The following is a 22,451-nucleotide window of genomic DNA, read 5'->3' as shown; positions in this document are numbered from 1 at the left end:
AAAAAAGAAAACAGCCTTTTTACTTTTTATAAAGATCCAAAAGGTTGGACACTAAAGTCTTTTAATCCTAAACAACTCTTAAATGCTGTTTATCCTTAACTAGCCATAAACCGATAAAGGTAAGTAGCCCATTAAGAACAATAAGCTCTACACCAATTCTGTAATCTGTGTAAGAAGTCACAGCAGAGTTGATTAAATAAGTGATGATAGGAGCAAGGATCGTTACTGTAAGAATTGAATACTTCTTGGAAATATGGAACTTGGTGAAAATTCCGAAGGCAAAAAGTCCTAATAACGGCCCATAAGTATATCCGGCAACCTCCATAATCAGGTATACAATAGATTTGTCGTTCAGAGCTTTAAATACCATGATTAAAATGAAAAACATAATGGTGAATGTCAAATGCACTTTCATACGAAGGCTTTTCTTTTCTTTTTCAGTCTTTGTTTTATCTTCGTTAAGGTTTAATAAATCTACACAATACGAACTTGTTACTGCCGTTAATGCCCCATCCGCAGAAGGGAATAATGCTGAGATTAATCCAATAATGAAAATTACAGAAATGGTCATCGGGAAATATCCGTTAAGAGATAAGGCTGGGAAAAGATCATCACCCATAACATTCTTGATGTTTCCTGCAGCATCTTTGAATCCGAAGATATTGCTTACAGGATCGGTTCCTGTTGTTCCATATTCTGCTCCATGTTGCAAAGCAAAAAGGTAAAGTAATCCACCTAAAAATAGGAATGCAAGATTAACTAACAGAAGAGTTCCTGCAAAAGTTAACATGTTTTTCTTTGAGTTTTGGAGATTATCTACAGAGATATTTTTCTGCATCATTTCCTGATCCAGTCCGGTCATGGCAATCGTAATGAAAATTCCACCCAGGATGGTTTTAAGGAAAAACGTCTTGGAATTAGGATCGAAATTGATAAAGTGAGTATAATTTTTCTGTTCTAAAATTGTGTATGCTTCACCAAAAGACAGGTTCAGGTTAGATAGGATGTATACGATACATGCTACCAGGCTGATAATCATGAAAGAAGTCTGTAAAGTATCTGTAATCACAATGGTTTTTACTCCGCCTTCAAAAGTATAAAGAAGAACCATGAGTAAAAGCACCATGGAAGTTACCCAAAATGGAACCCCTAATCCTTCAAGAAGGAAAATCTGTAAGACATTTACTACCAGATATAATCTTGCTGTAGCTCCGATTGCTCTTGAAATAATAAAAAATATCGATCCGATCTTATGCGCTTCCACATTGAATCTTTTTCCCAAATATGTATAAATGGAAGTAAGGTTCATCTTATAATACAGAGGCAGAAGGATGGCAGCAACAATAAAATATCCAATGAAGAAGCCGATCACCATCATATAATATTCAAAACCTCCATAAATATATTCGGAGCCGGTCATTTTTCCAACTGTTCCCGGAACTGAAATAAAGGTAACCCCACTTAAACTGGTCCCAATCATTCCGAATGCAACAAGCCACCATTTGCTTTTTTTATTACCGATAAAGAAAGACTGGTTGTCAGAATTTCGGCTGGTGAAATATGAGATCACCAAAAGGCCGATAAAGTAGATAAAGACAAACAGCAAAAGGACAGTTCCTGGATTCATGCTTAGATTTTAAATTTTAGCAAATATATAAAAAAGAAGCATCGTGAATCATGAATTTAGTTAAGAGGTAATTTTTATATAATTACTTAGGGTGAAGTAACCTAAGCTTGGGATTAAGCTTATGTTTTTCAGAAAGGTTTGAAGCTAGGAGCTGGGAGCAGGAAGTTATGGCACTTATAAAAGCAATTATTCTCTGCTGCTTCATCTTTTTTATAGTGATAAAGAGTAATTGTTTCATTAAAATTAGCTTCGCATTTATTAAAGCGGGGGGTCTATTTTCTAAGCTAATGATGACAATTCTTTTTATCAAATCGATTGAAAGTCGATTCCCTCTTTGCTCACTTAAAATTTAATATAATCCAAAATAGACCTTTGCGTGAAGAAAGAACCTAGTGAGGGATAAAGAGTTTCTGCTAAGTGAAGCATCCTTGCGAACTTAGCGTAAAAAAGAAAATTATTTCCCAATTCAATTAAAGAAAAAACCTTCCAGATCTGCTCTGAAAGGTTTGTATTGTAAGGGTGGAAACTGTGACTAATTCACCAAAACATCCTGTAATTCCTCACTCTTCTGAAAACTGGCTTTCGCAAAAGGACAAAGCGGAATGATTTTTTTTCCGTTTTTTCTTGCAAAATCTACAGCAGCCAAAAGCATTTCCTTACCTACCCCTTTTCCGTTGTAGGCTTCTTCCACCTCGGTGTGGTCAATAATAAATCTTTCTTCTCCTGCCCAGGTGTACGTCATTATTCCTGCGCGTCTTCCATCTATGAAAGCTTCAAAACTTCCGTGTTTCTCGTCGTTGTTTTGTTTTACTTCGATCATGTTTTATGAGAATTTAGTTAGTATTTCTATATCGTTGGTTAATATTTTATGTACCGGACATGCATCAGCAATGGTATGAAGTCTTTTTATTTGCTCATCATCCAAAATTCCTTCAAAGGTAATATCTCTTTTGAAGATTGCTTTTTTTGTCAAGGGATAATTTTCAAGTTCCACTTCTACATTGATGTTTTCCACATCCCATTCCTTTCTTTCAATATACATTCTAAGGGTTGCTGCTGTACAGCTTGCCAAAGAAGTAGCCAGAATTTCCATGGGATTGAAACCTTTATTCTGTCCGCCTTTATCTATAGGTTCATCGGTAATAATCGTATTTTCTCCCGCTGTTACCTCTGTATAATATTTTGTTTTTCCTAAACTTGCTTTTACCGTTACTGCCATTATTTTTCAGTATTGAATTTATAACTTAATGCTCCAGATGGGCATTGATCTATCTGTATTTTTAGTTCTTCCGGGGTTGCATTGGTTGCTTTTATCCAGGGTCTGTCTTTTGGATTGTAGACTTTGGGAAGCATTTTTACACATACAGCCGAGTGGATACACTTCTGAGGCTGCCAGATGACAGTAATGTTGCCGTTGGGATATTCGTGTGTTTCCATATTAATTGTCTTTTAATGATTTTTCGATTCTTCTGTCCGGAATCAGCCATATAAGAGCCACTATATAATAAAAACCGATGGCAATATAAGGATAAAAAAATGAAGTAGCGATTCCCAGAATATAAAATATAATGGATATATTCTCTTTATTTTTTGAATGGATAGCTTCTTTCAGCTTTGAATTTTCACCCTCACACCGGATAATAACATTCTCCAGAATACTATAGGCAATAGCACATAATACGAGGACAATACCATAGGTTGCTACAGGATTTTCTGCAAAACCGGTAGTGCCGATCCATTCTGTAGCAATAGGCATCATGGAAAGCCAGAATAACAAATGAAGATTGGCCCAAAGAATACCTCCGTTTACTTTTTTTACTGTCTGAAATAAGTGATGATGATTGTTCCAGTAAATTCCTACATAGATAAAGCTGAAAATATAGGCTAAAAATTTAGGAATCAGAGGTTTTAGGCTTATCCAGCTGCTTCCTTCAGGTACTTTCAGTTCAAGAACCATAATGGTGATAATGATGGCAAGAACTCCATCACTAAAAGCTTCCAGTCTTCCCTTAGTCATTGGTAATTGAATTTTTAAAGTTTTCAATCTTCATTTTCAGCTCGCTCAGCATATCAGGATTGATCACTCCGCTTTCAAGATCAAAATTCTCATAGAACTTGGGTAGGGAAAAAGTATCCTTGATATCCGCTGCAAATTGAGGGAAAAATGTTTTTGCTGTATTCATAACATTTCCACCACCATACCCTCCGGGAGAAGTACTCATCAGAAGCATCGGTTTATTCTGGAATACTTTCACATTAATCCTTGATGCCCAATCGAAAAGATTTTTAAAAGCGGTACTGTAAGACCTGTTGTGTTCTGCAAGAGAACAGATGATAACATCACATTCTTCAATGGCTTTTAAAAAATGATGAGCTTCATCCGGAAATCCTTTCTTTTCAAGATCTACGGAAAAAACAGGCATTGTGAAATTGTTGAGATCAATAAGGTTGATCTCTTCATGCTGGAAATCTTTTAAAACAAACTTTACCAGTTCCCTGTTGATGGAAGTGGAAGAACTACTTCCTGCAAATGCTAATATTTTCATGGTTTATGTCAGCTGAAATTATTTTCTGTTTAAAATCGCTTTTGGCAATGGAACGTATTCCTGCTCATCACCTGGAACCAAAGGAAATGCATCATGATTCTGATCGTTCCAGTTTACTTTAGCCTGATCAATTATTTCTTTGTCAGAGTTTACAAAGTTCCAGAAGATAAAACGCTCTTCATCAAAAGGTTCACCTCCGAAAAGATAGACCGTTCCGTTTTCACTCATATCAAATTCACACAGCTTAGTGTCTTTGGCGATCATCAGCTGTTTTGAACCATAAGAGTTTCCTTCAGTAGTTACCGTACCATCCAGAACATACATAGCAGCTTCCCCATAAAGATCCTTTCCTATGCTGATTTTCTTCGCTTCTTTGGTTTTGATTTCAATGAAAAATAATTTGCTGTGTACGGGAACAGGAGAGGTTTTTCCAAATGCTTCTCCCGCAATTAATTTATACTGAATGCCGTCTTCTTCCCAAACCGGAATCTCATCCGCTTCAATATGATGGAAAGTAGGTTCAGACTGTTCAAGATGTTTTGGAAGTCCCACCCAAATCTGAAATCCGTGAAGTCTTTTATCACTGTGTCTTAAATATTCAGGCGTTCTTTCAGAATGTACCACCCCTTTTCCGGCAGTCATCCAGTTTACTGCACCGGGTTTAATCTCAAGAGCACTTCCGATGCTATCTCTATGGAAAATAGATCCTTCCAGCAGATAAGTTAATGTAGATAATCCGATATGTGGATGAGGGGGAACATCTAGGTTTTGATAATCCTTTAATTCCGAAGGGCCCATGTGGTCAATAAATACAAAAGGTCCAACCGCTCTTTTTTCACGGAACGGAAGAAGTCTTCCTACCAGAAAATTTCCGATATCTGCTGCTTTTTCTTCGATGATAAGTCCAATATTTGACATAATGATGTAATGCTTTTTTAATGTGTTAAATAAATGTTGATAAATAGTTACAGTTTATCGTATCCATCAAATTTTTCATCTACGATACGTTTCCATTCAGGATGCTTTTTGATAAAGGCAAAAACATACGGACAGAACGGAAGAAGTTTTTTACCGCTTTCTTCAATATAATTCAGGGTCTTTTCCACTACAGCAGCGGCTGCACCTGTTCCCGCCAGTTCTGGTTCTGCTTCAGTGTGGATCAAAGCAATCTGATGACTTGTTTCACGATAATTAATAAAAGCATAATGTCCATTAACTTCTATTTCAAATCTTTTTTCGGCTTTTACAAGGGGGATATTTTCAAATTCTGGTTTCATAATTTTTTGTATTAAAAAGTTGGTTAAGGTCTAGGTCTAAAGAGGTTAATGTCTTTTGTACTTATAAAAGAAAGAAACAAACCTTATAGGTTTTCGAAACCTATAAGGTTTATATCCATCCATTATTTAACATTAATCTTTGACATCTTAAACCCAGTATAATGTTATATAAAGTTAGTAAAAAAGAACTCATTTAAGATTAAGGAAAACTTAAATCTATCCTTTTAATCTTCAAGATATCCGAATTTTCCGGTATTGAAATCCTCAAAAGCCTGCATGATCTCTTCTCTTGTATTCATTACAAAAGGTCCATGAGGAAAGATGGGTTCATTAATTGGCTCTCCACTGATGATTAAAACAATTGAATCTTCTTGGGTTTCAATGGTAAAGCTTTCCCCTTCATTTTTAAATAATGCAAAATGATCTGCTTTCACTTGTTCTTCTCCATTGACAGTAATATTTCCTTCAATAACCAAAGCGGCTGTGTTGAAGTGGGCAGGGAAATTAAATTCTGCTTTACCTCCAACTTTAAGTTTTGCATTCATCATATGAATAGGAGTGAAGGTAAATGCAGGACCTTTGTTTCCATTATAATTTCCGGCAATTACTTCAATAAAGCCATTTTTACCAAGATCTACTTTTTCTATCTTAGAGTTTTCAATGGACTGGTATTTTGGATGGCTCATCTTATCTTTTGCAGGAAGGTTGACCCACAGCTGAACCATCTGAAAGATTCCACCTTCTTTAGCCCATTCTGTTTCATGGTATTCTTTGTGAAGAACTCCTTTGGCAGCCGTCATCCATTGTACATCGCCTTCGCCAATAATACCACCGCCTCCGGCACTGTCATGATGTTCTACTTTACCGCTATAGGCTATGGTTACTGTTTCAAAACCTCTGTGTGGATGAACTCCTACACCTCTTGGTCTATCTGAACCGTTAAAATGAAATTTTGAATTATAATCAAGCATAATGAACGGATCCATTCTTTTCATATCTAAGCCATGTACGCCCGGAATAAAATTATGAACTCTAAAACCGTCACCTACAAAGTGTGCAGGTCTTGGAGATACTACCATTTCTACTTTTTTAGTTGCCATAATATTGTTGATTTTATGTAAACAAAATTACCATACTTATAAAGCAAATGCATTGATCTGTGATAAGTTCGTATTGTAGTAAAAGACTGATGTACAATTAACCTTTACTTATTCCTCTTTTGATTTCATATTCTTTCCGTCTGAAATGTGTAGTCTTCTAAACACAAAACCTGATAATATCGTTAATATTCCTACCGTAAGAAAGGTATATCGGAAAGCATTGTGAGTTTCTCCCTGGATGAGGTCAGAGTTTTCAAATATTTTTAAAACAATCAATCCAAAGGCAATTCCGAAACCGATCGCGAGCTGCTGATTAACGGAGATTAATGAATTGCCACTGCTGGTCTGAAAATTCCGGAGATCTGCAATGGAAATCGTGTTCATAGAAGTGAACTGTATAGAATTGAAAAATCCAAGCACAGCAATAATAGGAACAAACCAATATAATGAAGTGTGAATATCAGGAATAGCCAGCATGCAGATTAAAGTTCCGATGATAAATGTATTTATCATCAACGTTTGCCGATAGCCATATTTATCAAGAATTTTAATAACAGATGATTTCCCGAATATAGCAGTCAGAGCCATTGGAGCAATGATCCATCCTGAAGTTACGGCAGACTGTTTATAAGCAATCTGGATCATAAGCGGAAGCAGTAACGGAACAGAGCTGATCCCGAGTCTTGTCGCTAAGTTCCCTACAATCCCAACGCGGAAAGTCCTTACCTGAAACAGGTTTAAAGGGAAAATAGGATGTCCTTCTTTTTTTGCATGTTTATAGTAATAGTAAAGAAACAGGAATCCCAGGATAAATACAATGAGAACCGGTGTTATATTCTGCATATTTCCAAAAAGTTCTAAGGAAATAGAGAGTAAGAGAGAGGCTGCTGCAAAGATTAAGAATCCTTTAAAATCAAAATCTACATCATCAGATCTATAATCAGGCATAAATTTTAACCCTAAAATAATTCCTAAAAAACCAATAGGAATATTAATAAGAAATATCCAGTGCCATGACAAATAATCCACCATATAACCACCTACCAAAGGTCCGAGAACAGGCCCGATAAGGGCAGGAATAATAGCGAAGTTCATCGCCTTAAGCAATTCACTCTTATCAAAAGTTTTAATGAGTGCCAGCTTTCCGACAGGTGTCATCAGACTCCCTCCAACACCCTGAATTACCCTTGAAATAACAAGATGGGTAAGGTTTTGAGACAGTGAACAGAATAATGAACCCAAACTAAATAGTATCAATGAGAAAATAAATACTTTTTTCGTTCCGAACCGGTCTGCCAAAAATCCACTTGCAGGCATGAAGACAGCCAATGTCAATACATAACTGATGATAGCGTTCTGCATATTCAGCGGAGATTCATGAAGGTCCTTGGCAATGGAGGGAAGAGAAGTATTCAGAATGGTTGAATCCAGCATTTGCATAAAAATAGCAGTGGCGAGAATCAAAGGAAGAATTTTCTTTATTGAGGTCTGTTGGGGGCTTGTTTCTGTCATTTTGTATAGGCTGGAATATTCAAAAAATTCCAGACTTATTTTTATTGAAGAAAATGCTTGCTTTAAGCAATTTGATTCTTAGATAAAGAAATCCATATAAAATTAAAAAAGTCCTGTGAAATATCACAGGACTTTTTGATTTATTTTTTAGGTTTTTCTACTCCTTTCCATTCGTCACCGGCTTTTCTATACTGGCTTAAAGTGAAATTTTTGAAATCCTTTGTTTTGTATTCAATATTATCGGTATTCTGCTCGAAAGGCATGATATAATAATATTCTATATCTGTTTTATCAGACTTGTTTCCTTTTTTTACAGAAGGAACATATTTTGAAAACTTATAGTTAGGAAGGTATTGTCTCAATCTGGTGTAGAATGATTTGTCATCTTTTTCACTAGGAATAATATCTACAATGTTAAGATCATCTTTTTTCTTATCCACCCAAAGATAGTAGGTCTTTTCTTCTCCTAAATTTCTGTTGAAAGAATTAAAGGCAAACAATTCTTTCGGAACCAGCTCTTTGATCTTTTCAGGATCAACCTTTGTATAGAATTGTCCTTTTGATGGATCAACGTAAGTTTCAAGGTTGTACATTAAAACAGAATTGTTCTCAAAATTCTTGTTTTTGAAGTATTGATTTAAAGACAATTCTGCAGTAGCTCTAAGCTCTTTGTCTCTTTTATCCAGTTTTTTTGTCGGATTCTGAGGGTTTACGTATTTTACAAATTCATACAACACTACTGGCTTTATATCCTTAAGGTGAGGATAAGTCTTAAGTTGCTCAGCTTTTACCAACCAGTAGAACTGTTGATAATAGTCATCCTTATCAGCATCTTTCACGCTTTTATAAGCTAAAGCAAGCTTTTTTGAGTTCAGATATTTGCCATATTTTCCCTGTCCAAAAGCAAAACTGATGGATAATAAGGCAAATAAAACAGTAAGGTTTCTTCTCATTTTTTTATAATTGATATTTTCGTTTTCCAAATATAATTATTTATTAGATATTATTTTTGATTGTCAGTTAAATTGTGCCATATTGTTATTGTTAATTCAAAAAATAATCCCGTATTGCTACAGGATTAATAAATTATTGTGGTAGAGTTTAGAAACAAGAGGGAAGATAATCCGGATAAGAGGTAAAGACACGAAAAGATAATAGATAATAGACAAAGTGAATAGAACCTGAAATCTTAGATCTTTTTAATGTCAATCATCCATTTGGCTTCGCAAGCGAATCGTGAATTTAGGATCACACAAACTTTACCCCCTCAAACCCTCAAACTTCTAGTACGATGTCTCATGTACTTTCACTGCTCTTCCACTTGGATCATTCATCTTTTTGAAAGCTTCATCCCATTCCAGAGCGATAGGAGTAGAGCAGGCGACAGATGGAACAGATGGAACAGTTGCTGCTGCTGTCTCACTTGGGAAATGCTCTTCAAAAATAGTTCTGTAACGGTATTCCTCCTTGTTTTGTGGGGTGTTTAACGGAAATCTGAATCTTGCGTTAGTCATCATCTCATCAGTAACTTCTTTTTGAGCAACTTCTTTTAACGTATCAATCCATGAATATCCCACACCATCCGAGAACTGTTCTTTTTGTCTCCATACAATAGATTCCGGAAGAATATCTTCAAAAGCTTTTCTTAGTACCCATTTTTCAATTTTCCCTTCAGAAACATTAATCATTTTATCCTGTGGGTTAAGCGTCATGGCAATATCCATAAATTCTTTATCAAGGAAAGGAACCCTGCCTTCTATTCCCCAGCTCATTAAAGCCTTGTTGGCTCTCAGGCAGTCATATAAATGAAGCTTTCCAAGTTTTCTTACCGTTTCATCATGGAATTCTTTAGCGTTAGGCGCCTTATGGAAGTACAGATAGCCACCGAACAGTTCATCAGCACCCTCTCCGGACAATACCATCTTGATTCCCATTGATTTGATCACTCGTGCTAAAAGATACATTGGGGTGGAAGCTCTGATGGTTGTCACATCATAAGTTTCCAGATGATAGATTACATCACGTACTGCATCCAATCCTTCCTGAACGGTAAAGTTAACTTCATGGTGAACAGATCCTATATGCTTGGCTGCTTTTTGAGCGGCTGCCAGGTCTGGAGAACCTACAAGTCCTACCGCAAAACTGTGCAGTCTTGGATACCATGCTTCCTGAGTATCTCCGCTTTCAATTCTTTGCCTTGCAAACTTTGCTGTAATCGCTGAGATAACAGACGAGTCAAGCCCACCGGAAAGTAATACACCATAAGGGACATCACTCATCAGCTGTCTGTGAACAGCATCTTCAAGCCCCTTTCTTAGTTTATCAATATCTGTTTCGTTATCCTTTACGTGGTCAAAGCTTTCCCATTCTCTGGTATACCATTGCTGAAGCTCAGCTCCATCTTTGCTGTATACCAAATGTCCTGGTAAGAATGTTTCAATGGTTTTGCATATGCCTTCCAAAGCTTTTAGTTCAGAAGCTACATAATAATTTCCGTTTTTATCCCATCCCTGATACAGTGGGCAGATTCCCATATGATCACGAGCAACGAGATACACGTCGTTTTCTGTATCGTATAATGCAAATGCGAAAATCCCGTTCAGCTTTTCAACAAAGTCTTTTCCATATTTTCTGTAAAGTGCCAGAATAACCTCACAGTCAGATTGAGTCTGGAACTCATAATCGGTAAATTCTTCTTTTAATTCTCTATGGTTGTAGATCTCACCATTTACGGCTAATACTACTTTTCCGTCTTTAGTAAATAAAGGCTGCTTTCCGGAAGTAGGATCTACAATAGCAAGTCTTTCATGAGAGAAAACTACTTTTTCATCCTGATAAACTCCACTCCAATCCGGTCCTCTATGACGGATCTTTTTTGACATTTCTAAAACCTGAGGCCTTAATGTCTCGGTTTTCTGCTTGGCGTCAAATAAACATACTATTCCACACATATTTTTATTATTTATATGACAAAAGTAAAGGGGATGTTTATAAATAACAATTAAAATTACGTGTAAGTTAAAATTTTCAATTAATTAATTTATTTGAAAGAAAAATATTAACTATTTAAGAGAATTGTAATGTTTTTGATTAATTTTTTTCGTTAGGCTAAAATAGATGTTACCTCTATACAAAATAAAAATGACATATTTCTTAATATATGGTAATTTATTATGTGAATTTTAGCCCTTACTTTGTGGCTCGAAATAATTTTTTTTCATCATTTGTGTTTTTACCTTCTTGCAATTCTCATGCAAGAAGGTTTTGTTTTTATAGACTTTTAATAAGTTCTTTTTAAACTCTATTAGTAAGCTAAAAATCCTGTTTTCTTACTAATCTTTATATTCAGACCTTGAAATGGTTTTTCCTGCTTAAAAAAGGCAAGACAGCATTGTCAGGTCGTCTTTTAAATGAGTAATCGTTTTGTATTTACTGTTGGTGCTACTCCTGATGAATTTTTCCTGCTCATAGCCAGAATGGGAGTCGGATGTTTTTTATATGATAAGAACTGATATAACGGCTCCCGTATGCCTGTGTAGAAGACAGGTAAGGTAAAAGGGTAGCCGGAAATTTAAGTACAGTTCCTTTATTCATAATATTATTTGGCAATAAAGTAATTTGGTTTACAAATGTACTTTACAGCAACAAAACGGTTAATCTATAGAGTTAGTAGGGAATTGGTATAAAATGTTACATTTTAACTACAAAAAACAAAAAAACTACTCCTTAGAGTAGTTTTTATAGTTGTATGGAGGAATCGGTTAAGAAACTCTTTCGATCAACGCCATATAGAATCCATCATACCCTTCGCTTGGCATTACTTTCTCATCCTTGATCATTTTGAATCCCGGATTGTTTTGAAGGAATTCTTTTACCTGAAGGTTGTTTTCAGATGGCAGGATAGAACATGTGGCATATACCATCTTTCCTCCTTTTTTAAGTATTTTAGAATAGTCCTGAAGGATCTGCTGTTGCTCTTTCTTGATTCTGTCAATGAAGTCCTGATCAATTTTCCATTTACTGTCCGGATTTCTTTTCAAAACTCCAAGACCTGAACATGGTGCATCAATCAATAACCTGTCTGCTTTATCATGAAGACGCTTGATCACCTTATTGTCGGAGATCATACGGGTTTCAATATTGTGTGCTCCCGCTCTTTTAGCACGACGCTTCAATTCAGTCAGTTTCCACTCGAAAATATCTAAAGCGATAATCTGACCTTTATTTCCCATTAGTGCTGCCAGGTGAAGAGTCTTTCCTCCTGCACCCGCACATGCGTCCACAACTCTCTGTCCTTCCTTTACATCAAGGAAATACCCGATCTTCTGAGAAGAGGCATCCTGAACTTCAAATAATCCTTCTTTGAAAGCTGTAGTAAGAAAAACATTCTTTTTCTCTTCAAGCTGTATAGCGTCAGGATAGTTTTTAATAGAAAAGGATACAACACCTTCATCCGAAAGGTCTGAAATAAGTTCCTTTGTAGTTGTTTTTAATGAGTTTGTTCTTAAAACAGTAGGTGCCTGCTCATTCAAAGCAATCATTTCTCTTTCCCAGTTAGCTCCCAATTCTTTTTCCAACGTTTCTGCCAACCAGTCCGGGATAGAATGTTCTATTGCTTTTGTAGGAACCGTATTCTTTTTAAGCTTGGTAAGGATATCCGCAATCTTGATTCCGTCAAACTCCTCAAACTTTTTATAATTGGTCTTGCTCCAAAGAAGATAAGCAATGATAAGTTTATAAATATTGTTGGGCTTTACCCCTTCACCCATATAATATTCAAGGCGTTTTTTCCAACGGATAATATTGTAGAAAATCTCAGAAACAACGGCTCTGTCCTGGCTTCCCCATTTTTTGTTTGCCTTTAAAAGTCTTTCAATAACTTTATCGGCATACTTGTTTTTTTCAAAAAATGTTTCTTGTAAGGCATCGTGAATCCCGATAGCCAAGTTTCTGTGAATAAGTTCCATAAATTTGCTTCGCTGTTTGAATCTGCAAAAATACGAATTAAAGTTGAGAGTTGAAGATTGAGTTGGAGAGTTTGACGGGTAGTGGGTTTTAGAGTTGGATAATAAGAGGGGGGAAGGAGAATGGTGAATGGTCAATTCGCTTCACTTGTCAATTTTTGTAGCCATCAATGATTTTCTGTTCACTTCCTAAGAAAAATTCACTATTGATATTTAAAAGGACTGAAGTTATCAGCTTTGTCCTTCCTGTCTCCCATCTCTTAGTCTGTCATCTTTCCGTCTTTTTACCTCTCATCCAGATTCCCTCTTGACTTCAACCTCCAAAAAGCTATACCTTTGCAAAAATTAAAAATATGAGTGATACAGTACTTTGTCCGAAATGTAGTTCTGAGTTTACGTACCCAAATGATAACATGATGGTATGTTCTCAGTGTTTCTACGAATGGAATCCTGAAGAAGCAGCTTCTGAAGCAGCAAACGAAGGGAAAATATTGGACTCTAACGGAAATGAGCTTCAGGATGGTGATTCTGTGGTGGTGGTAAAGGATCTTCCTGTAAAAGGAGCACCAAAGCCAGTAAAAGCTGGGACTAAAGTAAAAAATATCCGTCTGAGACCAGGAAGCGATCACAATATCGACTGTAAAATTGATGGTTTCGGAGCAATGGCTTTAAAGTCAGAATTTGTGAAGAAAGCATAATAGCTGTTAGTGAATAGCTTTTTGCTGTTGATACTATACTTTTGATTAAAAGTTTTTAGCTTAAGACCATAAAAAAAGGAAAAAATTGGACAGTGTAATCTTTCAATAAACTTAATTGCAAAATTGCTAATGTCCGTCTAGAAGGCAGAAAGAGAAATAACCAATAATTTCCTTATGCTGTGGAAATACAAATGTAAGAAAAAGTTTGATAACAGATTCTTATGTTTGTGTTTTTTTTATTGATAAGTGTAAGTAAATGTATGAGTTATGTGCTTTTTTGTAAGGCTTAAAAGGTCAGGGGAGCTAATGTGCTTAGGTTTAAATATTAATCATTTGCTGTCTCATTATTCTTCGATTTAAATAAACGAAATACTAACTAAGCCTTCTAATTTTTCATCGGTATAGATCACAAGTTCTTTGTTTCTTGCTTTAATTTTATTCCAGTAATAGTTTCCGGCAAATCTGCTTTCCAGTACTTCAGCTTCAGGGCCAGCTTCGGATATTTTTATTTCTTTTGGGTAGTAAGAAAGTTTTGTAAGCTGGAAATCTGCTGCTTCAGTTTCAGTAAACAGATTGACTTCTCCGAATAATTTAGCAACATAGGCATTGTAAGGTTTTCGGTAGGTTTCTTCCGGACTGTCATTCTGAATGAGTCTTCCATCCTGAAGAATAACAATCTGATCCACCCATGGCATGATGTCCTGAAGTTCATGGGTAGAAATGATCAGAGAGATCTGCTGCTCCTTTACGTATCGGAAAAGTCTCTCCCTAAGTTCTATTTTTCTTGGAAAATCCAGGTTACTGAAGGGTTCATCCAGAATAAGCAGTTTGGGCAAAACGGAAAGTGCTCTTGCAATAGCAACTCTTTGTTGTTGTCCGCCACTTAAATATTTAGGAAGTACATGGGCAAACTCCTGAAGTCCGACTACTTCAAGAAGTTCCATGACGGTTTCTCTTTTCTTTGCTAAATTGATATTTGAAATAAATTTACCTACATTTTCAGCAACAGTAGCATAAGGCATAAGGTCAAAATTCTGGGCTACAAATTTCATTTGAGCTTCTCCGGGAACAAGGTTTCCTTTAGGCCCCAGCAATCTGATTCCATCAAAAATAATCTCTCCGCTTTCCCAATTCAGTAATCCATACACCAGGTTTAAAAGAGTGGATTTTCCGCATCCGCTTTCCCCTGCCAGAGCAATGATTTTATTGGCTTCAAATCTTAAATTAAGGTTTTGAAACAAGGGATTATCTTTGGTGTGTGAGAAAAATAAATTGTTTATTTCTAATAGCATATTACAAATGTAAGGTTTTTATGAAAACATAATTTTTTTTATTATATTAGCGGAAGTAATAAAAATAAATCAAAAATGAGAAAAAAACTGTTTTCGTTGGCTATTCCTGCTTTATTCGTTGCTGCTGTAGTGGTTTCTTGTAAAAAAGATAAACCGCTTACCAGCGAAGGTAATGAGGTGACTACAACCAAGGATGGTAACCAGTACACTTTGGATACGCTAAACAGTAAGGTTGAATGGAAAGGATACAAAGTATTTAAATCTGAAAATACGAGCCACTTCGGAACAATCAAGTTTGAAAGTGGAGATGTAACGGTAAAGGATGGAAAACTGGAAAGCGGTAAATTTGTTTCTGATATGAACTCCCTGACTTCTGTAGACTTGAAAGACAGTCCTGAAGATATGGGTAAATTAAACGGTCACCTTAAAAGCGGTGATTTCTTCGAAGTAGAAAAGTTCCCTACGGCTTCTTATGAGATTACAAAGGTTACTCCTTCTACAGAAGGTGATTATAATACTCTTTTGGACGGTAATTTAACGATTAAAGGAATTACAAAACCTGTACAGTTTAAAGCTAATGTTTCTGTGAAAGACGGAGAAGTAAGTGTAGCGACTGAGCCAAAAGATATCAAACGAGAAGAGTTTGGCGTGAAGTTCCAGGCTCCGGCTGAAAATGGAGTGATTAAAGATGAGGTAACTCTTCAGATCAACGTTAAAGCTTTAGAAAAGAAATAATTTTTTTATTTAAGTGAAATAAGTGATTGAAGTCTGCCTCCCGAAAAAGAGGCAGATTTTTTTATGACGGACTTATTATTCAACTTAAAAGTCGTATTTTTGCAAAACATTTTGAAAGGGTAAAATAATGATAGAAAAGATAGAAGAACTACTGATCGAAGTAAACGGCTTCAATGCTACCTCTAAGGAAGATATAGAAAGCTTCCGAATCAAGTACAACGGTAAAAAAGGGGTTCTGAATGATTTTTTTGAAAAATTTAAAGAAGTTCCTAACGACCAGAAGAAAGAATTCGGACAAAAGATCAATACTTTAAAACAGGCAGTTGCTGTAAAACTGGAAGATTTGAAAAATACTTCCACATCTTCTGTTGTGTTAGAAAAAGAAGATCTTACGAGACCTGCTTTTCCATTGGAATTGGGCTCCAGACACCCGATCAATCTGGTTAAAAACAGAATCATTGAAATCTTCAAATCGATTGGCTTCGCAGTTGCTGACGGTCCTGAAATTGAAGATGACTGGCATAATTTTACTGCATTGAACCTTCCGGAGTATCACCCGGCAAGAGATATGCAGGATACTTTCTTTATTGAGCAGAATCCGGATATTCTCTTGAGAACGCATACTTCTTCTGTACAGACCCGCTATATGGAAGAAAATCAGCCGCCTATCAGAATTTTGTCTCCGGGAAGAGTATTCAGAAATGAAGCGATCTCTTCACGTTCTCACTGTATCTTCCATCAGATTGAAGGATTATATATTGATGAAAATGTAAGCTTTGCAGATCTGAAGCAAACAATCCAGTTCTTTACTACTGAGCTTTTCGGGAAATCTAAAATCAGAATGAGACCTTCATTCTTCCCGTTCACAGAGCCAAGTGCTGAAATTGATGTGTATTGGGGATTAAACTCTGAAACAGATTACAGAATCACAAAAGGAACAGGATGGTTAGAAATCATGGGTTGTGGTATGGTAGATCCTGCAGTATTAAAGAATGTAAATATTGATGCTGAAAAATATTCAGGATATGCATTCGGAATGGGAATTGAAAGAATCACCATGCTTCTTTACCAAATGAGTGATATCAGAATGTTCTTTGAAAATGATATAAGAACCTTGGAGCAATTCAAGACACTATAAAAAATAAACCTCCGGAGCTCCGGAGGTTTTTGTTTTTAATTACTGACCTAAGAAACAAAACGTAATTAAAAACTGATTTTATTGAAAAATTTACACGTGTCTTGTTTCTTTCTATAATACGCTGCATATTCATCCACATTTAGGAACATTTGCCCTTTATTTCTCTGGTATTATATTTTCGCTCTTATTATTAAGACAACTTAAAACCATACTATATTACACGGTTGACAGAAAAAAAACGAAGATCTGTTTCTTTTTCAATGGGGCCCAGTTATTGTACATCGGGTGAAGTTCTCATCAATAAAATTCAGTCATTAATTTTTTTTTTCTTTTTTAATGTTCCGGAATCTGGCAGCTATCCTCAGTACAGTGAATGGGGATGATTTTTCGCTTTATAGCCAGTTCTTTGTAAATAATTTCCCCAATTCCTGAAATTTTTAATAAAAATAAAATAGGAATAAAAACCCATGCAAGGGGAAGTCTTATCAGTATGAGATAAATAGAAATAAAACCATAATTCCATTTTTCCTGATAAGAAGCCATTTCTTTATAGGCTTTCTGTAAATCCAATCCAGGATATTGATTTGAAAGGACTGGATTTCTTAAGGGAACCTCGTGAATTCCCTGTAGCCAATCGACTTTCTTTACGATGTTTATAAATCGTGTGCAATTGGGGCACCAGTTATCATAAAAAACAATGACTTGCTTACTCATACTGTAGATTTTAGGGTTAATAATTAATCTTTACTATGGGCTTCCAGGTATTATTGGGAACTTTTATCCATCACACTGATCATTGATTTGGTCAGCTCAGCTTTCTGTTCCAAAAAGATGTTTTCCTTGATAAGAAATTTCTTTTTGTTGGTATTGAAATCCTGTTGTAAAGAGGTGTAGAGTTCATCAAATTTTGAACTGAAATTATTCAGGTACTCAATTTTAGTCATCTGGGTAGTTCTGAAAAAATCTTCAGACCAGATTACCAATCCGGGTAAACCAAAGAAATTCACAGGGCCGCTGGATACAGGAATGTCATCGGTATACCATGTTGTTATTAAATATTCTTCTTTTTTGGAAACGGCTTTTCGGGCTTTAAATCCTAAAAGTTCTTTTTCTTCGGCAGTTATTTTCCATTCGATATCAGATAACTTACCTTCTGAGTAGAACTTCTGGTTGAATATGGATTCATTGAGGAAATAGGAGTCCTGATTTTGTCTTACACAATATTTAAATTCGTCATTGATCATCAGTTGTACGTCTTTTTGGTTTTCAGGTTTATTGATCTTAGTGCTGTCCATTTTGTAAATAGAACGGTTGGTTTTGGGATCAATCAATAAGGTGTAATAAAACTTGTGAGAACTTTGTAATGCAATGTCATTATCCCGGCTCTCCTGAGATACTCCTGCATTATTACTCACCTGATGGGAGCTTAGAGGCATGTTCATATAGGATACTTTAATTATTCTCTGATCAGCGGCCTCTTGTGCGGTTAGCTTTTGAGTACTTAGTATCAGTAATAAAAAGCAAACGTTGATTTTTAAAATAGTTTTCATTGTGTTAAAATTTATATTCTACTCCTGCCATCAGATATTTCATTCTGTATGGATTGATTGTTTCTGTAATGATATTACCATCTGAATACACATTGAGATCTTTAGTCTTGTTATTGCTGGATAATAGATCGAATAAAGCTTTTCCTCTCAGGAAAAAACTTATTTTATCCGAATATTTGTAGGATGATAAAAGGTCAAGGTTAGGAGTATTGTAATTGATTCCTTCAGCAGGGCTGTAAGAGTAGCTTGCTGAGAGAAGGTTCTCGAATTTCCCGATGACACTTTTTACATCTAAAAAAAATGAATTTACAGTAAAGCTGTTTACATTTTTTCGGTTGATATTGATATCCTGAATGTTTTTATGATAGGCAATACTGATATCATTAAATATCCTGGATTTTAAATTTAAAGAAGTCTGCAAGCTGATGGTATAAGTATTACTATTATACTTGTCGCTGGTATTGTTAATAGGGAAATCACTTCTGTTATAGCTGAATTTTGTAGTGAAGTCAACCTTTCTGTTCTCTGTGGAAAAATAATATCCTTTTCTCCAGGATATATTGAAATTGTTTTTATATACATGATCAATGATGATATTCCTGTAATAGGTAGTGATGCCATCAAAATTGGTAAAAACAGGCTGTATGATATTTCTGCTTTCCACAAAAGAATAATCTATATTAAAAGATTTAGATCGTGCAATATTCGAAAGATAATAGCCCAGCTTTATCTTGAAATTCTTTGAAATATTATATTGAGAATCTATATTTCCCGTATTTACAGTTGCTAAAGAGGTATATAATATATCAACTCCTTTTACAAGATCCTCAACTCTGTTGCTTTTGTCAATATCAAGAATAAGATTCGCACCTCCGGAAAGACGGAAGGTCATATTTCCACTGATCATAAGGTCTGTATTGTTTTTGTCCGACTGGTTACGGAAAGAGAAATTTCTCTGACCCACTGCAAGAGAATACTCCCATTTTTTATCTTTTCCACGGATACCCGGATAAATATCTGATACAGTATATTCTCTTTGATATTTTTTATCATCTGAAAATAATGCATTATCTACTGACTTTACTTCAGAGAAAAGGTAGAATGTCAATAGATTGGAATGTTTGTAATTGATATTTGCATCAAAATCGAAGACATGATTGAACTGCTTCAGCGACTGGTTATTTCTGATCCCTGTATTTAAATAAGATGAAAAATTACTGCTGGATTTCTCATAGAAGTAAGAAGTGCTGCCACTTACCAGAATTTTATCGCTGATTAATCCTCCATAGGAAATCTTATTGTTGATAGCGAATGTATTAGGAATTATCCTTGCTTCATCTCTGTATAAGACAGAATTGGTCGTCAGATCTCCTGAAAGGAAATTCTTCATATGATTATTGATGATTGAATTCTCAATACTCAGGATACTTTTTTCACTCAGTTTAATATCATACATAATTTTACTGTTCAGGTAATTCCCCTGATTGGTAGTAGAATTATCAAGATCTCTTATTGGTTCTTTGTTTTCTGCATAGTAAGATCTTTGAAGAGTGCTTTTTTCCCAGTTTAAATAATTGTATTCAGCAGAAAAATTAAGCCTGCTGTATTTCCATTGTTTTCTCAGGATAAGATTATTGTTGGAATTTTCATCCTTTTTTACAAGATTATCCGAGATGTAATATTGGTTAATACTCTCTCCAAGAATATTTCCTGATAAGCTAAAGATACCGTCAAGTTTATCTGTATTAATGTCCTTTTCCCCTACATTATTGGTGTTGGTAGTAAAAAATGCATTGATGTTATCAGAAAAATACATAGCACTTCCCTTTATAAGATAGGCATTTTTTGCTCCGTATAATCCCTGAAGGCTTTTCTTCAGAATTCCTTTGTAATTGGATTTGGTATTGATATTAAGAACTGATGCAGTGAAATTATCAAAATCTACTTTAAAACCATCCCTGTAATTATTGACCATCTGTATTTTTTCGATGGCTTCCATATTGATATTATCCAGAGCAATCTTATTCTGATTGACGAAAACTTCTCTTTTGTTGACCAGTATTTTTGTAATAGGGACCCCATTGTAGCTGATTCCTCCTTCTTTGGTAACAATAAAGCCTTCAGCCTTATTGAGCGCATCCCTCAAAGAAGATTTCTCAGTGATGCTTGGATGATCTGTTTTTACAGCTACTGTATCTTTATATTTGGTGTTCTTTATTATAATCTCATTAATCTGATTGGTTTTTTCGGATAGAAGTATGCTGATTTTTTGTTCCGCTTTAAGGTTTTTTTCTACATGTTTTTCATATCCCAGCTTAGAAACCGAGATATTGAGGTTTTTACCTTCCTTATTGTGAAAATCTACTTTTCCGTTTGCATCGGTTTCTTTATAAAACAGGATATTGTTTTCATTATCCGATAAAGTTACAATAGCACCCGGGATTCCGTTATTCTGACTGTTATAAACGGAAATGTTTATTTTTTCCTGTGAAAAAAAAAATTGAAGACAAAACAATAAAGAAAATGTAAAAATCTTAGAATTCATTTACCACCTGAGTTTTATATTCCTTGGATATTGAAAACCAAGCCAACATATTCCACAAAATCAATATAAACGCAAAAGAATACAGCTTTAAAATGAAGGCAATCCCCAAATGCATAATGATGCACATAATAACAGTGATATACCTCGTTTTTTTGATGGAAACAAGCAGGGGATAAAGAGTTTCCAACAAGACAGTTCCAATCCCGAATATAAGAAAGAAGAAAGGTGGAAGTTTAAAATTATTATCGTAAATAGATGAAAAAGACCTCCATAAAGAAATCCCGTTCCACCATTCTATATCCAATGCTTTTGCAATCCCGGCAAAGAAATAGACAATACACAGGTGAATCTGTATTACCCTTGCATAGTTGAAATCCGAAAGCTGTTTCTGTTTGAACAATATGGAATCTATAGAATACTTCCTGTTGGTAGGGAAAATAAGACAATAGAATAGAGAAATGGTTGCAAACTGATCATATCCATAGCCTACCTCCGCGAATGAGCGATAGATGATAAGCTGTGCCACCAGTGCAATCAATACAGAAAACCGGGTAAAGAGTCCTGCTAATACAAATACTAATGCAGCGATATAAATAATTAAAATATATTTATAATAAATACCTGATAAATTGTTGATGTCAAGGTAATTATACAGCCCGTTCAGATAATCGAAATATTCAGAATATAAGAACAGAAAATCTCTCGGAATGAAAGTTTCATTTGCAGAAAAAAGCAGCCTGATATCCTTATACATAGATAAAATATCTACCAGAGCAATGAATACAACCCCAATTCTGAAGAATGGGAGAAACATCTCTGTTGTCTGATTTTGTGGAATTCTCCAGAAAGTATCAGCTTTATTTAATATAGTATTTATACTCTTTTTCAACATATACTTTGTTTTTTGTTATTTGTCCCTGCCAGATATCATGCGGAATGATAGTGCAAAGCCTGATAATGTAGTATTGGGTATTAGTGTCGTTTCCTACAGCTCTTTTTCCTAAATGTTTAAATAATTTATAAGCATAGTCTTCCCTAAGTTTGATATCTTTTGATTTTTTTTGTGTGCTGTCTTTGGCAGCCATTTCCTCAGTTTCTGAAATAAAGTTGGAAATATGAGTAGGAAATCCTTCGTATCGTATTCTTCCGGTAACAGTGGTAAATCCAAAATTATCACTGCTTTCAAGCAGTTTGTTATTGATGTCATAACGTTCCATTTCAATGAATTTCTGCGTAGAAACACTGGTTCCAAAAAAACCATAACCGGTATTAATTCCTGTAAAAACAAAATACGGATGCAGATTTCTGTTGCTGAACTTTACAATATCTTTTAAAACCCAAACGTCTACATCCTTAGATTCCTTTACTTTATAATAGGATGAGATACACAAATAAAAAGACATGCTTAAGACTAAAAAGAAATGCAGGGTAAAGTAAAAATATAATTTCCTCATGATCAGTCGTTAT

The 22,451-nt window shown here is 35.2% G+C and carries 22 protein-coding genes; 3 read left to right on the top strand and 19 right to left on the bottom strand.

Features of this window, described 5'->3' with window-relative positions:
• Positions 1-67 precede the first annotated feature (67 nt).
• The 13 genes from DRF65_RS21725 to DRF65_RS21665 all read right to left on the bottom strand — a co-directional run bounded on the left by DRF65_RS21725 (position 68) and on the right by DRF65_RS21665 (position 13,029).
• Entirely contained in the window at positions 68-1,627 is a 1,560-nt protein-coding gene (locus tag DRF65_RS21725; RefSeq protein WP_115972835.1) for a sodium:solute symporter, read from the bottom strand.
• A 532-nt stretch (positions 1,628-2,159) separates the two neighbouring features.
• Entirely contained in the window at positions 2,160-2,447 is a 288-nt protein-coding gene (locus DRF65_RS21720; protein WP_185018954.1) for a GNAT family N-acetyltransferase, read from the bottom strand.
• A 3-nt stretch (positions 2,448-2,450) separates the two neighbouring features.
• On the bottom strand, positions 2,451-2,846 hold the full coding sequence (locus DRF65_RS21715; RefSeq protein ID WP_115972834.1) for an OsmC family protein: 396 nt from the start codon (positions 2,844-2,846) through the stop codon (positions 2,451-2,453).
• Positions 2,846-3,064: a (4Fe-4S)-binding protein gene (locus DRF65_RS21710; RefSeq protein ID WP_115972833.1), complete on the bottom strand. Its 219-nt coding sequence runs from the start codon at positions 3,062-3,064 to the stop codon at positions 2,846-2,848. The genes DRF65_RS21715 and DRF65_RS21710 overlap by 1 nt, the downstream gene beginning before the upstream one ends.
• Before the next feature lies 1 nt (position 3,065).
• Positions 3,066-3,644 (bottom strand): TMEM175 family protein, encoded by a 579-nt coding sequence (locus tag DRF65_RS21705; RefSeq protein WP_115972832.1) that lies wholly within the window; start codon positions 3,642-3,644, stop codon positions 3,066-3,068.
• Entirely contained in the window at positions 3,637-4,173 is a 537-nt protein-coding gene (locus tag DRF65_RS21700) for an NADPH-dependent FMN reductase (protein ID WP_115972831.1), read from the bottom strand. The genes DRF65_RS21705 and DRF65_RS21700 overlap by 8 nt, the downstream gene beginning before the upstream one ends.
• Positions 4,174-4,191: 18 nt before the next feature.
• The gene (locus tag DRF65_RS21695; protein ID WP_115972830.1) at positions 4,192-5,091 is read right to left on the bottom strand and encodes a pirin family protein; all 900 of its coding nucleotides are present in this window, start codon (positions 5,089-5,091) and stop codon (positions 4,192-4,194) included.
• 47 nt (positions 5,092-5,138) lie between these two features.
• Entirely contained in the window at positions 5,139-5,450 is a 312-nt protein-coding gene (locus DRF65_RS21690) for a GNAT family N-acetyltransferase (RefSeq protein WP_115972829.1), read from the bottom strand.
• Between the two features lie 224 nt (positions 5,451-5,674).
• Positions 5,675-6,550 carry a pirin family protein gene (locus tag DRF65_RS21685; RefSeq protein ID WP_115972828.1) on the bottom strand — a complete coding sequence of 292 codons (876 nt, stop codon included), beginning with the start codon at positions 6,548-6,550 and terminating at the stop codon, positions 5,675-5,677.
• Positions 6,551-6,658: 108 nt separating this feature from the next.
• A complete protein-coding gene (locus tag DRF65_RS21680) occupies positions 6,659-8,062 on the bottom strand; it encodes an MFS transporter (RefSeq protein ID WP_115972827.1) in 1,404 nt (467 codons plus the stop codon).
• Positions 8,063-8,202: 140 nt separating this feature from the next.
• The gene (locus DRF65_RS21675) at positions 8,203-9,045 is read right to left on the bottom strand and encodes a hypothetical protein (RefSeq protein WP_228438874.1); all 843 of its coding nucleotides are present in this window, start codon (positions 9,043-9,045) and stop codon (positions 8,203-8,205) included.
• Positions 9,046-9,345: 300 nt separating this feature from the next.
• Positions 9,346-11,013 (bottom strand): asparagine synthase B, encoded by a 1,668-nt coding sequence (gene asnB / locus DRF65_RS21670; protein WP_115972825.1) that lies wholly within the window; start codon positions 11,011-11,013, stop codon positions 9,346-9,348.
• A gap of 810 nt (positions 11,014-11,823) precedes the next feature.
• Positions 11,824-13,029 carry an RsmB/NOP family class I SAM-dependent RNA methyltransferase gene (locus DRF65_RS21665; RefSeq protein WP_115972824.1) on the bottom strand — a complete coding sequence of 402 codons (1,206 nt, stop codon included), beginning with the start codon at positions 13,027-13,029 and terminating at the stop codon, positions 11,824-11,826.
• A 350-nt stretch (positions 13,030-13,379) separates the two neighbouring features.
• Between DRF65_RS21665 and DRF65_RS21660 the strand changes: the two genes are divergently transcribed.
• The gene (locus tag DRF65_RS21660) at positions 13,380-13,724 is read left to right on the top strand and encodes a zinc ribbon domain-containing protein YjdM (RefSeq protein WP_045493665.1); all 345 of its coding nucleotides are present in this window, start codon (positions 13,380-13,382) and stop codon (positions 13,722-13,724) included.
• 356 nt (positions 13,725-14,080) lie between these two features.
• Here DRF65_RS21660 and DRF65_RS21655 read toward each other — a convergent pair whose 3' ends face one another.
• Entirely contained in the window at positions 14,081-15,016 is a 936-nt protein-coding gene (locus DRF65_RS21655; protein WP_115972823.1) for a sulfate/molybdate ABC transporter ATP-binding protein, read from the bottom strand.
• Positions 15,017-15,091: 75 nt separating this feature from the next.
• On the opposite strand from DRF65_RS21655, the gene DRF65_RS21650 reads away from it, so the two are divergent.
• Entirely contained in the window at positions 15,092-15,751 is a 660-nt protein-coding gene (locus DRF65_RS21650) for a YceI family protein (RefSeq protein WP_115972822.1), read from the top strand.
• A 127-nt stretch (positions 15,752-15,878) separates the two neighbouring features.
• Complete coding sequence (gene pheS / locus DRF65_RS21645; RefSeq protein WP_115972821.1) at positions 15,879-16,889, top strand: phenylalanine--tRNA ligase subunit alpha; 1,011 nt, start codon at positions 15,879-15,881, stop codon at positions 16,887-16,889.
• Between the two features lie 333 nt (positions 16,890-17,222).
• Here the strand turns inward: pheS and DRF65_RS21640 are convergent, their stop codons facing one another.
• The 5 genes from DRF65_RS21640 to DRF65_RS21620 are packed head-to-tail and all read right to left on the bottom strand — an operon-like array spanning position 17,223 to position 22,438.
• Positions 17,223-17,603: a thiol-disulfide oxidoreductase DCC family protein gene (locus DRF65_RS21640; protein ID WP_115972820.1), complete on the bottom strand. Its 381-nt coding sequence runs from the start codon at positions 17,601-17,603 to the stop codon at positions 17,223-17,225.
• 50 nt (positions 17,604-17,653) lie between these two features.
• Positions 17,654-18,439 carry a GLPGLI family protein gene (locus DRF65_RS21635; protein ID WP_115972819.1) on the bottom strand — a complete coding sequence of 262 codons (786 nt, stop codon included), beginning with the start codon at positions 18,437-18,439 and terminating at the stop codon, positions 17,654-17,656.
• Positions 18,440-18,443: 4 nt separating this feature from the next.
• The gene (locus tag DRF65_RS21630; RefSeq protein ID WP_115972818.1) at positions 18,444-20,984 is read right to left on the bottom strand and encodes a TonB-dependent receptor; all 2,541 of its coding nucleotides are present in this window, start codon (positions 20,982-20,984) and stop codon (positions 18,444-18,446) included.
• Positions 20,974-21,876, bottom strand: a complete 903-nt coding sequence (locus DRF65_RS21625) for an HTTM domain-containing protein (protein WP_115972817.1) — start codon at positions 21,874-21,876, stop codon at positions 20,974-20,976. The genes DRF65_RS21630 and DRF65_RS21625 overlap by 11 nt, the downstream gene beginning before the upstream one ends.
• Positions 21,842-22,438 (bottom strand): hypothetical protein, encoded by a 597-nt coding sequence (locus DRF65_RS21620; RefSeq protein WP_123947413.1) that lies wholly within the window; start codon positions 22,436-22,438, stop codon positions 21,842-21,844. The genes DRF65_RS21625 and DRF65_RS21620 overlap by 35 nt, the downstream gene beginning before the upstream one ends.
• Positions 22,439-22,451: the final 13 nt, after the last annotated feature.

The organism is Chryseobacterium pennae, from assembly GCF_003385515.1.
Classification (GTDB): domain Bacteria; phylum Bacteroidota; class Bacteroidia; order Flavobacteriales; family Weeksellaceae; genus Chryseobacterium; species Chryseobacterium pennae.
The sequence above is the reverse complement of the archived record's forward strand: the minus strand, read 5'-3'. Positions and strand labels throughout refer to the sequence as shown.

What these genes read in the sequence shown, in the direction of transcription:
- DRF65_RS21650 (WP_115972822.1), top strand. Translation starts at nt 15,092, where the DNA reads ATGAGAAAAAAACTGTTTTCGTTGGCTATTCCTGCTTTATTCGTTGCT.
- DRF65_RS21635 (WP_115972819.1), bottom strand. Translation starts at nt 18,439, where the DNA reads ATGAAAACTATTTTAAAAATCAACGTTTGCTTTTTATTACTGATACTA.
- DRF65_RS21620 (WP_123947413.1), bottom strand. Translation starts at nt 22,438, where the DNA reads ATGAGGAAATTATATTTTTACTTTACCCTGCATTTCTTTTTAGTCTTA.
- DRF65_RS21665 (WP_115972824.1), bottom strand. Translation starts at nt 13,029, where the DNA reads ATGGAACTTATTCACAGAAACTTGGCTATCGGGATTCACGATGCCTTA.
- DRF65_RS21655 (WP_115972823.1), bottom strand. Translation starts at nt 15,016, where the DNA reads ATGCTATTAGAAATAAACAATTTATTTTTCTCACACACCAAAGATAAT.
- DRF65_RS21695 (WP_115972830.1), bottom strand. Translation starts at nt 5,091, where the DNA reads ATGTCAAATATTGGACTTATCATCGAAGAAAAAGCAGCAGATATCGGA.
- DRF65_RS21680 (WP_115972827.1), bottom strand. Translation starts at nt 8,062, where the DNA reads ATGACAGAAACAAGCCCCCAACAGACCTCAATAAAGAAAATTCTTCCT.
- DRF65_RS21715 (WP_115972834.1), bottom strand. Translation starts at nt 2,846, where the DNA reads ATGGCAGTAACGGTAAAAGCAAGTTTAGGAAAAACAAAATATTATACA.
- DRF65_RS21630 (WP_115972818.1), bottom strand. Translation starts at nt 20,984, where the DNA reads ATGAATTCTAAGATTTTTACATTTTCTTTATTGTTTTGTCTTCAATTT.
- DRF65_RS21705 (WP_115972832.1), bottom strand. Translation starts at nt 3,644, where the DNA reads ATGACTAAGGGAAGACTGGAAGCTTTTAGTGATGGAGTTCTTGCCATC.
- DRF65_RS21700 (WP_115972831.1), bottom strand. Translation starts at nt 4,173, where the DNA reads ATGAAAATATTAGCATTTGCAGGAAGTAGTTCTTCCACTTCCATCAAC.
- DRF65_RS21725 (WP_115972835.1), bottom strand. Translation starts at nt 1,627, where the DNA reads ATGAATCCAGGAACTGTCCTTTTGCTGTTTGTCTTTATCTACTTTATC.
- DRF65_RS21720 (WP_185018954.1), bottom strand. Translation starts at nt 2,447, where the DNA reads ATGATCGAAGTAAAACAAAACAACGACGAGAAACACGGAAGTTTTGAA.
- pheS (WP_115972821.1), top strand. Translation starts at nt 15,879, where the DNA reads ATGATAGAAAAGATAGAAGAACTACTGATCGAAGTAAACGGCTTCAAT.
- DRF65_RS21710 (WP_115972833.1), bottom strand. Translation starts at nt 3,064, where the DNA reads ATGGAAACACACGAATATCCCAACGGCAACATTACTGTCATCTGGCAG.
- DRF65_RS21685 (WP_115972828.1), bottom strand. Translation starts at nt 6,550, where the DNA reads ATGGCAACTAAAAAAGTAGAAATGGTAGTATCTCCAAGACCTGCACAC.
- DRF65_RS21625 (WP_115972817.1), bottom strand. Translation starts at nt 21,876, where the DNA reads ATGTTGAAAAAGAGTATAAATACTATATTAAATAAAGCTGATACTTTC.
- asnB (WP_115972825.1), bottom strand. Translation starts at nt 11,013, where the DNA reads ATGTGTGGAATAGTATGTTTATTTGACGCCAAGCAGAAAACCGAGACA.
- DRF65_RS21660 (WP_045493665.1), top strand. Translation starts at nt 13,380, where the DNA reads ATGAGTGATACAGTACTTTGTCCGAAATGTAGTTCTGAGTTTACGTAC.
- DRF65_RS21640 (WP_115972820.1), bottom strand. Translation starts at nt 17,603, where the DNA reads ATGAGTAAGCAAGTCATTGTTTTTTATGATAACTGGTGCCCCAATTGC.
- DRF65_RS21690 (WP_115972829.1), bottom strand. Translation starts at nt 5,450, where the DNA reads ATGAAACCAGAATTTGAAAATATCCCCCTTGTAAAAGCCGAAAAAAGA.